Origin of the sequence: Actinoplanes sp. NBC_00393, assembly GCF_036053395.1 — a bacterium.
Classification (GTDB): Bacteria; Actinomycetota; Actinomycetes; order Mycobacteriales; family Micromonosporaceae; genus Actinoplanes.
This window is the reverse complement of record NZ_CP107942.1, coordinates 11,067,655-11,082,134: the sequence shown is the minus strand read 5'-3', so window position 1 is coordinate 11,082,134 and position 14,480 is coordinate 11,067,655. Positions and strand designations below refer to the sequence as shown.

Sequence of the window (14,480 nt, the reverse complement as noted above, 5' to 3'; positions counted from 1 at the left end):
ACCCCCGTTCCGGCGGCAAATCCACCGAAACGATACGCCTCGATATGCATGATCGGCGGAAACTGTCAGGCCGGTGACTCCACCGTCCGCCGGCCGAGCCGCTCGGTGACCGCTTCGGCGGGCATCGGCTTCGCGTACAGGAAGCCCTGCGCGACGTCGCAGCCCAGCTCGCGCAAGGCCGACGCCGTGGCGGCGTCCTCGACACCCTCGGCCACCACGGTGAGACCGAGGTTGCGGCCGAGCTCGACGGTCGACTCCACCAGCGCGTGATCGCTGCGGTCGTTCGTCATGTCCTGCACGAACGAGCGGTCCACCTTCAGCTCGTCGAGCGGCAGCAGCTTGAGGTACGTCATCGACGAGTACCCGGTGCCGTAGTCGTCGATCGAGGTGCGCACGCCCAGCGCCCGGATCCGGCGCATCGCCTCGATCGCGGTGGCCGGGTCGCTCATCACGCTGTGCTCGGTGACCTCGATGCACAGCTGGTCGCCGGGGACACCGGTCTCGGTCAGCAGCTCGGCCACCCGGTCCGGGAACGACTCGTCGAGCAGGCTGCGGGTGGAGATGTTGACCGAGACGGCCACCCGGTGCCCGCCGTCGAGCCACTCCCGGGCCTGGGTGAGAGCCACCCGCAGCACCCGGTCGGTGAACCGGTGGATCAGGCTGGTCGTCTCCAGCACCGGGATGAACTCGCCCGGCGACACCCAGCCCTTCGTCGGGTGCTGCCAGCGGGCCAGCGCCTCGACGCCGGCCACCTCGCCGGTGTCCATCGCGATCTTGGGCTGGTAGTGCAGGGTCAGCTCGCCCCCGCTGTCCAGGGCCCGGCGCAGGTCGCCGAGCAGGGTGAGCCGGGCCGCGGTGTCCTGGCCGTGGTCGCCGCTGAACCGGTGGAACCCGAGCCGGTGCTCCTTGGCCTCCCGCATCGCCATGTCGGCGTGCTGGAGCAGCGTGGTCACGTCGTCGCCGTCGCGCGCGGTGGCGGCGCCGATGCTGACCTCCAGGTCGACGGTCACCTCGCCGATCAGGAACGGCTGGTCGAACGCGGCGGTGAGCCGGGCGGCGAGCGCCTCGCCGAGCGCGCTGTCACCGTCGCGCAGCAGCACGGCGAACTCGTCGCCGCCGATCCGGGCCACCACGTCGTGCTCGCGCATCGAGGCGCGCAGCCGCTCACCGGCCTCGATCAGCAGCAGGTCGCCGATCTGGTGGCCGAGCTGCTCGTTGACGTCGCGGAACCCGTCCAGGTTCACGGTCAGCACGGTGGTGTCGGTCTCGCCGTCGGCCGACGCCAGCCCGGCCCGGGCCGTGAAGGCGGCCCGGTTCGGCAGGCCGGTCAGCGCGTCGGTCGCGGCCATCGTCTCCACCCGGCGCCGGTGCGAGCGGATCGAGAAGAGGAACAGGGCCAGCACGATCAGGCCGACCACGAAGCTGGCCACGCCACCCCACCACAGCAGGCGCGACTCGTGCTGGGCGGCTGCCTGATAGCGGGCGTGCGCGGCGAGGTGCAGGTTCAGCTCGGTCAGCACGTCACCCATCAGCGACGCGGAACGCGGCTCGATCACCGTCTCCAGCGTCGCCCGGGCGCCCGCGGTGTCACCCCGGCGGAGCTGCGCCAGGTAGGTGTCGATCGCGGGCTGCAGTTCGGTGCGGCTCTGCGCGATCGAAGCGGCCCGCTGCTCATGGTCCCGGTCGACGCCGGCCATCTTCACCGTCGCGGCGCGCACCAGGACGCCGACCTCGACGACCTGGCGGCGTTCCGGACCGGTCGGCTCGTCCAGGGCGCTCTGCAACAGCGCCGTCTCCCAGCCGGCCAGGAAAGCCACCTGCTGGTAGGCGTCGGTGTTGCCCGAATCGGCGGCGACCCGGTCCAGTATCCCGGCCTGCCGCCAGCCGCCGACGGCCGCGTAACCGGAGAGGACGGCCAGCACCAGGGACAGTCCCCCGGCCACCCAAGCCGACGCCCAGCGCCGTCCCGTGCGGGTTGAACCCACCATGCCTCCCCCAGCCACACCTTCGTCAAGGCGCAGATCGGCACCGCGTGCGGTGACATGACCGGAGCCACGGTGCAGCACGGGTGCAGGTTTGGCATGATCGGCAGTCGTGCCGATCACTCGTCGCGGCGTGCTCGGCGCCGGCGCCGCCGCTGCCCTCACGCTCACCGGCTGTGGTGATCGCGCCCGGTTCGTCTCGCCGGCCGCGCCGTCACCTTCGCCGTCCGGTTCACCGCCGGCCGCACCCGAGCCGTTCGATCCGGCGCCGCTGCGCAAGGTGCTCACGAAATACCTGAAGCCGACGAAGGCCAACCCGCGCCACCCGACCTACGCGGGAGCGGTCGCCCTGGTCACCGTGAACGGGAAGGTGACCGCGAAGGTCGCGGTCGGGCACGCGCTGCGCTACGGCGCCGGGGCGGTCGAGCTGCCGGCCGCCCGGCGGGTGGCGATGCGCGCCGACTCGATCTTCGATCTCGCGTCGCTCACCAAGATCTACACCGCGATTCTGCTGCTCCAGCAGGTCGCCAAGGGCCGGATCGATCTGGACGCGCCGGTGGCACGTTACCTTCCGGCCTTCACCGGCAAGGGCAAGAGCAAGGTCACCGTACGGATGCTGCTCACCCACACCAGCGGACTGCCGGTCGGCGCCCCCGGGACCCTGCTCACCACCCCGCTGGTCAAGGGTGCGGTGCCCGGCGACGCGTACCGGTACTCCAGCGCCGGCCTGATGGTGGCCGCCGAACTGGTCGAGAAGGCGACCGGCACCGGCCTGGCCGCCGCGCTCAAAGCCGGCATCACCGGCCCGCTCGGCCTGCGCGACACCGGCTTCACCCCGCTGAAGTGGCTGAGCCGCGCGGACCGGGCGACCCGGCTGGTGGCCACCGACGCCCGCACCTCCCGCGGCCTGCTCCGCGGCATCGTGCACGACGACGTCGCCGCCCGGGCCGGTGGCGTCATCGGCAGCGCCGGCATCTTCGCCACCGCCGCCGACGTGGCCGCCGTGACGAACGCGCTGCTGGACGGCGACCTGCTCCCCGCCGACCTGACCCGGCAGATGCTCACCAACCAGAACCGGGGCCGGCCCGCGTACGACCCGGACCGCCCGGGCCGCCCCTCCGACCACGGGCTCGGCGTCACCCTGCGGCAGCGCTGGTTCATGGGCGGCCTCACCACCCCGGCCACCTTCGGCCACACCGGCTTCACCGGAACCTCGGTGCTGGCGCACCCCGGCCGCCGGCTGGTCCTGGTCCTGCTGACCAACCGCGCCCACCCCAACTGGAGCTGGGCGAATCCCGACCCGATGCGAGCAGAGGTGGCCGACGTGCTCGCCGGCCACCTCTGATCAGTGCGAACTACTACTTCGTGTACGCCTGGAACTCCGCGATCCGCACGTTCTGCGCCTGCGGGCTCGCCGTGGTGCAGTCGGTGTTCGCCCGCGGGTCGGCGTCCTGCTCACCGGCGAACTCGGGCGAGCCGGTGCACTGGTTGGTCACGACCTCGATGCGCAGGTGCGTGGCCGTCGTCGACGGGATGTCGAACGACTTCAGGATGAGGTGCGGGGCCCGCGGCCGCGGCGCGACCGCCGGGAAGGCGTCCCGCTTGCTGGTGTAGACCGTCCGGAAATCGGTCGCCGCCGTGCAGGCGACGGTCGCCGAGGCGGTGCAGGCCAGCACCTTGAACTGCCGCAGAGCGGAGAACCGGTTCTGCGCCCCGGCGTCCACGTCACCGACGACCGGCGGGCGCAGCAGCGCGCTCACCTGGACCCGGCGGACCCGCTGCGCCTCGCCGGCCAGGTCGACGGTGACCTGCCTGCCGGCCACCGCGGCGCCGAGCGACGCCCAGTTGGTCGCCTCGTCGTCGTCCGCGATCCGGGCCAGGTTGATGCCGTCGCCGCTGACCGTCGCGCCGGACGTGGCCGAAGCGAGGTTGCGCGGCAGCTTCACGGTCAGCGTCCGCGACTGGCCGGACCGGAACGACGTGTCGTCCACCCGGGCGTGCCCGTGTCCGGGCGCCTGGGCGATGAACCCGTACGTGCCGGCCACCAGGCTGACCTTGTCGGTGAGCGGCGTCGCCGGGTCGGTGTCGGCGACCGGGACCGCCCGGGCCTGGTAATCACCGACGAACAGCTTGGCACCGGCCACGACCCTGCCGTTCTCGTCCACCGGGCGGAAGGTGACCGTCGCCTCCTTCGCGTACGGCGAGGTGAAGCCCGGCCGCGGATCGGGGTCAGCGGCGCCGTTGCTGAGCGCCGTCTCACCGAGGCCGCGCTTGGCGAACGCGTTCCAGATCAGGTCCTGGTTCTTGCCGCCGAAGCGGACCCGGTCCGCGCCGAGCAGCGCGTCCCGCGCGTCGACCTGGCTGTTGGCGCTGTTGGCCAGCAGCAGGAACGAGTCGAGGACGAGCTGGATCCAGCGCCGGTTGCCCGGGCACTTGGTCACCGCCACCTTGCCGTTGGCGCAGGCCTTCTGCAGTGCGGCGTTGCCGTCGCCGTACCGCTTGAGGAACGCGGCGCGGACGTCGTAGTTGGCCGCGCTCCACACCTCACCGGAGGCGTGCACCTGCAGCCCGACGAAGTCGTAGTCGACCGAGCTGTAGTTGAGCGGGCTCCTCGTCATGTTGTAGTTGCGGATGCCGGCGTTCGAGTCGCCGGTCACGTACTCGCCGATCGTGAAGCCCCGGCTGCCGCGCGGCGCGTAGCCGTGCTCGGCCAGGTACTCCACCGACAGCAGGTCCGACCAGCTCTCGCTCATGCCCTGCGGCGAGCTGAGACCGGCGTCCGGCCCGGCGATCATCCGGTTGGTGATGGCGTGGGTGTACTCGTGGGCGATCACCGACATGTCGTAGTCGCCGTCGACGCACGGCGGGTAGAAGACGCCGGCGATGGGCTGCCACAGGTACATGTTGGTGATCGGCGCCACCCCGTCCTCCGGGGTGATCTGGTTGGCGTTGTTGCGGGCCTCGAAGTTCGGCGGGCCGCCGCTGATGCCGCCGGCCTGCGCGTTGCCCTGCTCCGGATCGTTGCCCAGCCCACCCGGCCGCAGGTTCTCGTCCTGCATGTTCCAGGTCGCTTCGGTGAAGCCCAGGTGGTACGACCAGTCGTGCATCCGGTTGTGCTGCGCGAACAGGTTGGCCCGGGCCGCGTCGATGTCGTTGCGCTGCGGCGTGTCGAACGCGGTCGGCGCGCACTGCTCCCGGTACCACTGGTTGGTCCACGGGTACTGGTAGTCGCGGTTCGGGCGAGGCGTGGCCAGCTCGGTGCCGACCGTGAACGGGTCGTTGGAGTTCCAGTTGTGCACCGCGAACGCGTTGTTGCCGCTCGTCGTGTGGGTCGACGCCTCGGTCGCCGGGTCGACGTCCCAGGGCAGCGGCGAGGCCGGGTTGCCGACCACCTCGTCACAGCCGCGCTGCGGCGCCCAGCACCAGGTCTTACGGGTGTCGGCCGACGAGTAGTCGGTCCGCGGCGAGTTCGGGAAGACGTCCCACTCCGGGCTGTCGCTGTGCGAGTCGACGATGCTCTGGCGGACCAGGACCGAGCCGTCACGGGCGTCCACGTGAGTGGTGAAGGCGACCGGCTCCGCGCTGGTCAGCCCGTCGCCGAGGGTGACCTGGTAGGCCGCGCGGGCCCCCTGGTCCGCGGTCGGCACCGCGACGAGTTTGGTGTTGAGGATCGTCCCGTCCGGGATGCCGGCGTCGGTCCGGGCGATGCGCTCGGCGTCGGCGGCGGTGATGGTGGCGGGTTCCGGTGCGCCGGCGTCGCGGGAGAGCGAGGAGCTCACGTACCACACCTGGCCGCCGCGGACACCCACCGAGAGCAGGCCGTCGACGCCCGCGGGAAGATCACCGAACTTCTGCCGCAGGATGACCGCGGCGCCCTCGCCGAGCGGCGCGCTGGTCAGCACCTCGAGTGCCGCCGCGCCCTCCGCGGTGAGGCCGAGCACGTCCAGGTTCGCCGCGACGTACGCCTTAGCGGCCGCCACCGGGTCCGCGGGCAGTCCCGTGGCCAGCGGTTCCTCGGAAGCGGTCAGCGCCGCCGGCGTGCCCAGCGCGTTCCACCGGGCGTCGGCGCCCACCTCGGCGGCCTGCGCCTTCTGCTGCGACGTCGGGGCGACCCGGCCGCGGCGATTGTCCTTGATCTTGTCGTGGTGCTCTTCGCCGTGCACCTTGACGCTCTCCGCGGCCCGGGATGGGCCCGATGGCGCCGCGTTCCCGCCGGATCCTGCGGCAAGCACGAGCACTGCTGCGACGACTGTTGCGGTGGTGCCCGCCAACGCACGGGATGGTGTGCGCACGGTACCTCCTTTTTGGACGGCAATAACCGGTCGCCTCGATCCGACCCCACAGCCGAGGGGTGACGACATGGGCCGAACGGTCCAAAATCGAGACGTGTCGATAAGATCATCATCGATCGGTGCACGTCCGCCAACGGCAGCGGGCCCGGGGATTCGATCCCCGGCCCCGCGTGCACAGCAATCGTCAGAAGTTGACCTTGACGCCGACCTTCTTGCAGGCCGCGGTGAGCGCCGTGCCGGACTTCTCGAACGCCGGGTCCGAAGCGGCCTCCACCGGATCCGGAGCGGCGGCGGCCTTGGCCGACTGCGCGGCCACCTCTTTCATGGCAGCGGCGACCTTGCTGTCCGCGGTGCCCACGACCGCGGTCAGCGCCTGATCCATGTCGGTCAGCAGCGTCTTGTAGTCGGCCGGCGACGGCTCAGTGCCGTTCTGAATCGCGTCGGTGATGAGCGTGGCCATGTCGGCCGACATCTTCTTGGCGGCCGCACCGGCCTCCTTGCAGAGCGCCTTGTCGTCCGCCGGAGCGGCAGCCTCGGTCGCCGGGGCGGTGGTGGCCTCGGCCGCAGCCGTGGTCGCGGCAGCCGTGGGCGCGGCGCCCGCGGTCGTCTCGGCATCGTCGCCGCCGCAAGCGGAGACGGTCAGCAAAAGAGCGCCGGACAGGACGGCGGTAAATACACGTGTACGAATCACAGGCGGGGACGGTAGCCGATGGGTACGACAAGATCAACTGCCATAGCGCCCAAGGTCGTTTGAGGCGGCCGCAGCCGGGCATTCCGGACCGCGACACGACGACCCCGACCGGAGGTGGATGATGAGCGACCAGCTCGATCCGGAACTGTCCAGCACGCTGGACGCGGACACCGATCCCGAGCAGCTGCGCAACGGCGGCCCGCCGCCCGCCGACGGCGGCATCATGACCACCACCGGTGGCACCGCCGGACCGGCCAGCTTCCCGAACCGGCCGGTCTCCGGCCCGGGCGTGGCCAACACGACCACCGGCGACGCCACGACCGGCGCGCTGCGGACGCCGGCCGACGAGTACACCAGCGACACGGCAGGCTGAGCCGACGAGTACACCAGCGACACGGCAGGCTGAGCCGACGAGCACCCCAGCGACACCGCAAGCTGAGCCGGCGATCACATCCAGCGGAACCGCGGGCTAACCGGCCGGTTTCACCTCGACCGGGATGCCGTTGAGGACGCTGTTGCCGGAGAGCGGGTCGATCACCAGTTCGTCGGTGAGCAGGTTCGAGTTCACGCCCGGGTGGGCAGCCGCGACCGCGAGCCGGGTTCCCGGCAGGTCGTGGCCCCACCCGTGCGGCAGGCTCACCACGCCGGGCATCACCCGGTCGGTGACCTCGACCCGCGCCGACAGCCCGCCGGCCCGCGAGGTCACCTGCGCCTCGTCGCCGTCGGACAGGACCAGCCGGGCCGCGTCCAGCGGGTGCACCTGCAGCGTGCACCGGTCCCGGCCCTTCACCAGGGCCGGCACGTTGTGCCCCCAGCTGTTGTTGGAACGCAGGTGGCGGCGACCGATCAGGACCAGGTCGTCGCGCTGCCGGTCCAGCGCGGCGTGCAGCCGGGCGACGTCGTCGCCGATCGCCGGCACGAAGAGTTCGACCGTGCCGCTGGGCGTCTTCAGCACCTCGGGGATGCGCGGCTGCAGCGGGCCCAGGTCGACGCCGTGCGGGCTGGCCAGCAACCGGTCCAGGGAGAGCCCGTCCGGCCGGGCGCCGAAGCCGTCCCCGTACGCCCCGGCACGCAACGCCACATCCAGGAGCCGCTCGGCCGGCCCGTCCCCACTGACCTGATCGCGTTTGCCGGCGGCGCCGGCCTTCTCGAGCGCCCCGGCGAGCAGCATCTCGTGCAGCTGCGCCGGATCGGCACTCGCACCCCGGCCGCTGGCCAGCAGGATGAGCCGGGCCAGGATGTCGCACTCGTCCATGCCGGCCGGGTCGGCCGGGAGGACCGGCGGTGAGTACGCCGCGAAGTTGCGCACCGACAGGGCCAGGAACGCGAAGTCGTAGTGCCCCTTGCGCGTGCTGTCGGCCGGCGGCAGCACCACGTCGGCGTGCCGGGTGGTCTCGTTCAGGTACGGATCCACGCTGACCATGAAGTCGAGCCCGCCGAGCGCCCGGTCCAGCCGAGCGCTGTTCGGCGTGGACAGCACCGGGTTGCCGGCCACCGTCACGAACGCCCGGATCTGCCCGTCCCCCGGCGTCTCGATCTCCTCGGCCAGCGCCGCCACCGGCAGCTCACCCTTGATCTCGGGCAGCCCGCGAACCCGGCTGCGCCACCGCCCGGTCGCGAACCCCCTACCACCCGGCCGGCTGTTCGGCCGCAGGTGCGGGGCCAGCGGGAACATCACCCCGCCGGGCCGGTCCAGGTTGCCGGTGAGCACGTTCACCACGTCGACGAGCCAGCTGGTCAGCGTCCCGAACTCGACCGTGCAGGTGCCGATCCGCCCGTACACCGCTGCGGTCGGCGCGGCCGCCAGCTCGCGGGCCAGGCCGCGGATCCGCTCGGCCGGCACGTCGCAGACCGTCGCGACCCGCTCCGCCGGGAACGCCGTCGCCAGCTCCCGCACCTCCTCGACCCCGGTCACGTGCTCAGCGAGCCGGCCTAGGTCGGTCAGGTCCTCGGCGAACAGCGTGTGCACGATCCCGAACAGCAGGAACGCGTCCGTGCCGGGCCGGATGAACAGGTGCTCGTCGGCGTGCTCGGCCGTCCGGGTCCGCCGCGGGTCGACCACGATGAACCGGCCGCCGCGCGCCTGGATCGCCTTGAGCCGGCCCGGGAAGTCCGCCGCGGTCGCCAGGCTGCCGTTCGACTCCCAGGGGTTGGCACCGAGCATCAGCAGCAGGTCGGTGCGATCCACATCGGGCACCGGGATGGACAGCGGATGCCCGTACAGATAGCCGCACGACACGTGCTTGGGCATCTGGTCGACCGTGCTGGCCGAGAAGATGTTGCGGCTACCGATCGCCTTGAGCAGCGGCGTCAGGTAGAGACCGCCGGACATGGTGTGGGCGTTCGGATTGCCGACGTAGACGCCGACCGCGTCCCGCCCGTACTGCTCGATGATCGGTTTCAGTCCGGCCTCGATCGCCGCGAACGCCTCGTCCCACTCCACCTCGACATGCCGGCCGTCGCGGCGCACCAGGGGTTTGCGCAGCCTGTCCGGGTCGCCGGAGAGCTGGCCGAACGTCGCGCCCTTCGGGCACACGAAGCCGTGGCTGAACACATGCTCCCGGTCGCCGCGCGCGGCGACCACCTCGCCTTCGGCGATGGTGAGCTCCAGGCCGCACGCGGCCTCGCACAGCGGGCAGGTCCGATACGCGGTGCGCATGGCGATCCCAACCTTCGGTGGTTACTCGCCAGTATCCTGTCACGGATCCACGATGATCGGTTCCCAGCTTTCCGGTACGCGCGACGACTGTCTCAGAAGCAAGCGCCGTCCCCTGAGTGCAGCGCGACCAAGCAGCCACTCCCGGCCGCCCGGCGACCGCCGGGCTCACCCTCGGGTCCGGCTGACCCCCAACGCTGCCAGAACGCCCGGAACACGACGCTGGGCGTCAGCCGGTTCAACCGGCTGACGCCCAGCGCTGTGAAAACGCCCGCGACACGACAGTGGGCGTCAGCCGGGCCAACCGGCTGACGCTCAATGCTGTTCGAGCGGGCGGGCGGCGACCCCGGGGTCAGCCCGCCACCTGCATCAGCCCGGCGGCCGCGCTGTGGCCCGGACCCGCGCCTGGCTCGCGCGGACTCCCGGGAACGGCCACGGTTCGGCGGGGCGGCGTAGGTCGTACCTCAAAGGGTTGCTGTGCAGTTGACCGTGGGGTTGCTGTTGGTTCCGGTCCATGAGCCGAGGAAACCGAAGGCGGCGCTGCCGCCGGCGGCGAGCCTGCCGTTCCAGCTCGCGTTGCGGGCGGTGACCGTGGAGCCGCTGCTGGTCACGATCGAGCCCCAGTGGCTGGTGACGGTCTGGCCGTTGGCGTAGGTCCAGGTCACGGTCCAGCCGTTGATCGCCGCGCTGCCCGCAGTGATCTTGACTTCGCCCTGGAAGCCGCCGGGCCACTGGCCGGTGACCGCGTAGGTGGCGGTGCAGGCGCCGGTGGGCGGGCTGCTGGGGCTGGGCGACGACGGCGGCGGGTCACTCGGCGGGTTGCTCGGTGACGGGGAGGACGGGTTGCTCGGCGACGGGGACGAGGAGCCCCCGAAGATCGTGGCCTGCTTGGCGGTGGCCTTGATCCCGTTGACGCCGTTGAAGATGCGGTCGCCCCAGGTGGTCAGCTGGGCCGGGTTGAAGTTGGTGGCCATGTCCAGGATCGGGTCCGTGTTGCCGGCCCACGACCAGCCCAGATAGCCGAGATCCCGCTTGACCGACTCGGCCAGGATCGTCTCGTGGTCGACCTGGCTGGAGTCGAACCGCCAGCCGAACTCGCCGATCACCAGCGGCCAGCCGCGGCTCTCGAAGTGGTCGAGGTAGGCGGTGATGGACGCGGCGGTGTTGAACACCGCGTACATGTGGATGGAGAGCACCGTGTTGTCGCGGGTGTCGGCGTCCAGGACCGCCTGGGCGTTGTCGCGCATGACGTACTGCCAGTCCTGGCCCCAGTTCGGCGCGTCGATCATGAGCAGGTGCTCGAAGCCGTTGGTGCGCATCTTCTGGATGGCGGCGACGGTCGCGGCGGTCCACTGGCCGGCGTTGGTGTTGCCGATCGGCTCGTTGCCGATGTTGATGACGACGTAGTCCTCCTGGCCGGCGAGCACGCTCTTGAGCCCGATCCAGTAGTCCGCCGCCTGGTCCAGGCTGTACGCCGCGGCGTCCTCGCCGTACCCGGTGGTGTCGTGGTTCTCCAGCACGCAGATCAGCTTGTTCGCCTTACACAGGTTGATCACGTTGGTGACGTCGGCGGCGCTGTTCGCGGTCCACCGGCCGCCGCTGAGCACGACCCGTACGGTGTTGGCGCCGGCCGCCTTGATGTCGGCGAACGAGTTGGTCTGGCCGGTGTACCAGGTGTGCATGTGGTTGATGCCGCGCATCACGAACTTCTGGCCGTTGGCCTCCACGATGTCGGTGCCGGACACGTGCAGGCCGGTGGCGGCGTACGCGGGGGCGACGTGGAAGAGGACGGCTGCGGCGGCCGCGAGCAGCGCGGCGCCGAGGGTGGCGAGTCGGCGTTTCATTGACCTACCTCAAGACGGGGGACTCTTGGGAGCGCTCCCATTCAAGCGCGCATCCATTGACTCACGTCGTTAACGGGATGGCAATGTGCCGGGAGAAAGGGCGTGCCCGTCCGGGCACGGGGGAACCGGGACGGGCACGCACCATCCATGATCTTGGATGGTGAGCGATTTGGCAACCCTTCCGCCGGAATCGGGCTCTTGGCGCCGCTCCTGAGGTTACGGGATGAAATCGACCTCTTACTCCACGGCGTACCAGGCCGCCGTGGCCCCCGGGAGAGTGTCGCCGGCCAGGGCCGGACCGCTGGCCAGCAGCAGCGTGCCGCCGCGGACCTCGGCCGGCAGTACCGCCGGGTCGTCGCCCACGTTGACCACGCAGACGAAACCCGGGCCACGGCGGAAGGCCAGCACGTCGTCGCCGCTGGCCAGCCAGGTCATCCCGTCGTCCCCGAGCTCCTTGCGCAGTCGCAGCGCCGAGCGGTAGAGCGTGAGCATCGAGTCCGGGTCGCCGGTCTGCTGCTCGACGCTGAGCCGGGCCCACTCCGCCGGCTGCGGCAGCCAGGACGCGGCGCCCGGCCCGAAGCCGTACGACGGCGACGTGCCGGACCACGGCAACGGCACCCGGCAGCCGTCCCGCCCCGGGTCCGCTCCCCCGCTGCGGGCGAAGGTCGGGTCCCGCCGCACCTCGTCGGGCAGGTCCGTCACCTCCGGCAGACCGAGCTCCTCGCCCTGGTAGACGTACGCCCCACCCGGCAGCGCGAGCATCAGCAGCGCCGCGGCCCGCGCCCGCCGATAGCCGAGCGCCCCGCCGCCGTACCGGGTGACATGCCGGACCACGTCGTGGTTGGAGAGCACCCAGGTCGCCGGGGCGCCCACCACCGACAGGTAGCCGATGCTGTCGTCGATCGCCGCCCGCAGCGCCCCGGCCGACCACGGCGCCAGCAGAAAGGTGAAGTTGAAGGCGGTGTGCAGCTCGTCCGGGTGCAGGTACCGGGCGAGCCGGCTGAGGCTCTGCACCCACACCTCACCGACGAAGACCCGGTCGCCCGGATAGCTGTCGGCCAGCGCCCGCCAGGACCGGTAGACGTCGTGCACCTCGTCGAGGTCCCAGTGCGGGTGCCCCTCCGGCGCCGGGCCGGTCGCGATCTGCCGCTCCCCCAGATCCGGCATCTGCGGGTCCTTGGCCAGCCCGTGCGCCACGTCGATGCGGAACCCGTCGGCGCCCAGGTCGAACCAGAACCGCAGGATGTCCTCGAACTCGGCACGCACCTCCCCGTTGGTCCAGTCCAGGTCGGGCTGTTCCGGGGCGAACAGGTGCAGGTACCACTGGGAGTCGACGCGGGTCCAGGCGCGGCCGCCGAACATGCTGATCCAGTTGTTCGGGGGCAGGTCGCCACCGTCGCGGAACAGGTAGCGGGCCCGCTCCCGGCTGCCGGGTGGCGCGGCCAGCGCCTCGACGAACCAGGGGTGCATGTCGGAGGTGTGGTTCGGCACCAGGTCGAGGATGATCCGCAGGCCCAGGTCGTGGGCGTCACGGATCAGCGCGGCCGCGTCGTCCAGGGTGCCGAACCGCGGGTCCACGTCCCGGTAGTCGGCGACGTCGTACCCGTTGTCGGCCTGCGGCGACGGGTAGAACGGGTTCAGCCAGACCGCGTCGATCCCCAGGTCACGCAGGTACGGCAGGCGGGACCGGACACCCGGCAGGTCGCCGATCCCGTCGCCGTCGGAGTCCGCGAAACTCCACACGTACACCTGGTAGATGACGGCGCTGCGCCACCACTCACCGGGCATGGTCCATCCGCTCGCGCAGCTCCTCCTGTTCGAACTGGGCCAGGTCGGCCGCGGCGGCCTCGTCCCGGGTCAGGTTCTCGCCGCTGCGCGGTTCGAACAGGTGGATCCGGCTGGTGTCCACCCAGAACTCGCCCTCGTGGTTCTCCCGCAGCCGGCTCATCGCGTCGATCGAGACGATCAGCTGGCTGCGCAGCGCCTCGCTGTCCAGTTCGGCGGCCAGGTCGGCGAGCTGCTGGGCCACCTCCGGGTTCGACTCGAACGGGATGTACGCGTACTGCGAGTCCCCGAGCCACTCGGTGACGTCCACCCGGGCCCGGAACAGGGTGCCCTTCGCCCGTTTCGTGTCGTCCAGCGCCCGGGCGTCCTCGAAGTGCTCCGGCCGGATCCCGGCGATCAGCAACTGCCCGTCGCTGACCTTGTCGGCCGCCACGGCGGGAACGTCGGTCTCCAGGAACGGCAGCTTCAGCCGGCCGCCCTCGACCGTCGCGGGCAGGAAGTTCATCGGCGGGGAACCGATGAAGCCGGCGACGAACATGTTGACCGGCTGCTCGTACAGCTCCCGGGGGGACGCCACCTGCTGCAGCAGGCCGCGGCGCAGCACCGCCACCCGGTCGCCCAGCGTCATCGCCTCGGTCTGGTCGTGCGTGACGTACACCGTGGTGGTGCCCAGCCGGCGCTGCATCCGGGAGATCTCGGTACGCATCTGCCCGCGCAGTTTCGCGTCGAGGTTGGACAGCGGCTCGTCGAAGAGGAACGCGTTGACCTGCCGCACGATGGCCCGGCCCATGGCGACCCGCTGCCGCTGCCCGCCGGAGAGGTTGGCCGGCTTGCGGTCCAGATGCTCGTTGAGCTCGAGCATCGCGGCCGCGTCGCGTACCCGTTTCTGGATCTCGTCCTCCTTGAGCCCCTTCTGCAGGCGCAGCGGGAAGGCGATGTTCTCGAAGACGGTCAGGTGCGGGTAGAGCGCGTAGTTCTGGAACACCATGGACAGGTTGCGGTCCCGGGGCGCCTTCTCGTTGACCCGGTCACCGCCGATCACCATGTCGCCGGAGGTGATGTCCTCCAGACCGACGATCATGCGGAGCAGCGTCGACTTGCCGCACCCGGACGGGCCGACCAGGATCATGAACTCGCCGTCGGCGATGTCGAGGCTGACGTCGTTGACGGCTTTGAAGCCGTCGCCGTACTCCTTCACGATGTTGCGCATCTCGATGGCAGCCATAGCGG

General features: G+C 71.2%; 8 protein-coding genes and 1 pseudogene. 2 read left to right on the top strand and 7 right to left on the bottom strand.

Translation table 11 applies throughout. From position 1 onward, the window contains the following. Positions 1 to 65: 65 nt before the first annotated feature. Positions 66 to 1,988, bottom strand: coding sequence for a putative bifunctional diguanylate cyclase/phosphodiesterase (locus OHA21_RS51200; protein WP_328468222.1), 1,923 nt, complete (start codon positions 1,986 to 1,988; stop codon positions 66 to 68). Positions 1,989 to 2,094: 106 nt separating this feature from the next. On the opposite strand from OHA21_RS51200, the gene OHA21_RS51195 reads away from it, so the two are divergent. Then, a complete protein-coding gene (locus OHA21_RS51195) occupies positions 2,095 to 3,327 on the top strand; it encodes a serine hydrolase domain-containing protein (RefSeq protein WP_328468221.1) in 1,233 nt (410 codons plus the stop codon). Between the two features lie 13 nt (positions 3,328 to 3,340). Here OHA21_RS51195 and OHA21_RS51190 read toward each other — a convergent pair whose 3' ends face one another. Together OHA21_RS51190 and OHA21_RS51185 are read right to left on the bottom strand one after the other, a co-directional pair. Next, positions 3,341 to 6,274, bottom strand: a complete 2,934-nt coding sequence (locus OHA21_RS51190) for a M36 family metallopeptidase (protein WP_328468219.1) — start codon at positions 6,272 to 6,274, stop codon at positions 3,341 to 3,343. A gap of 184 nt (positions 6,275 to 6,458) precedes the next feature. Further along, positions 6,459 to 6,965 (bottom strand): hypothetical protein, encoded by a 507-nt coding sequence (locus OHA21_RS51185; protein WP_328468217.1) that lies wholly within the window; start codon positions 6,963 to 6,965, stop codon positions 6,459 to 6,461. Positions 6,966 to 7,137: 172 nt separating this feature from the next. Here OHA21_RS51185 and OHA21_RS51180 point away from each other — a divergent pair. Further along, positions 7,138 to 7,338 (top strand): annotated as a pseudogene (locus tag OHA21_RS51180) (hypothetical protein); the annotation flags it as partial. Positions 7,339 to 7,434: 96 nt separating this feature from the next. On the opposite strand, the gene OHA21_RS51175 reads toward OHA21_RS51180, so the two are convergent. The 4 genes from OHA21_RS51175 to OHA21_RS51160 all read right to left on the bottom strand — a co-directional run bounded on the left by OHA21_RS51175 (position 7,435) and on the right by OHA21_RS51160 (position 14,475). Next, entirely contained in the window at positions 7,435 to 9,624 is a 2,190-nt protein-coding gene (locus OHA21_RS51175) for a molybdopterin oxidoreductase family protein (protein ID WP_328468215.1), read from the bottom strand. Between the two features lie 461 nt (positions 9,625 to 10,085). Further along, complete coding sequence (locus tag OHA21_RS51170) at positions 10,086 to 11,465, bottom strand: cellulase family glycosylhydrolase (RefSeq protein WP_328468213.1); 1,380 nt, start codon at positions 11,463 to 11,465, stop codon at positions 10,086 to 10,088. Positions 11,466 to 11,702: 237 nt separating this feature from the next. Next, on the bottom strand, positions 11,703 to 13,253 hold the full coding sequence (locus tag OHA21_RS51165; RefSeq protein WP_328468211.1) for a glycoside hydrolase family 13 protein: 1,551 nt from the start codon (positions 13,251 to 13,253) through the stop codon (positions 11,703 to 11,705). Beyond that, a complete protein-coding gene (locus OHA21_RS51160; protein WP_328468209.1) occupies positions 13,243 to 14,475 on the bottom strand; it encodes an ABC transporter ATP-binding protein in 1,233 nt (410 codons plus the stop codon). Before OHA21_RS51160 ends, OHA21_RS51165 begins: the two co-directional genes overlap by 11 nt. Positions 14,476 to 14,480: the final 5 nt, after the last annotated feature.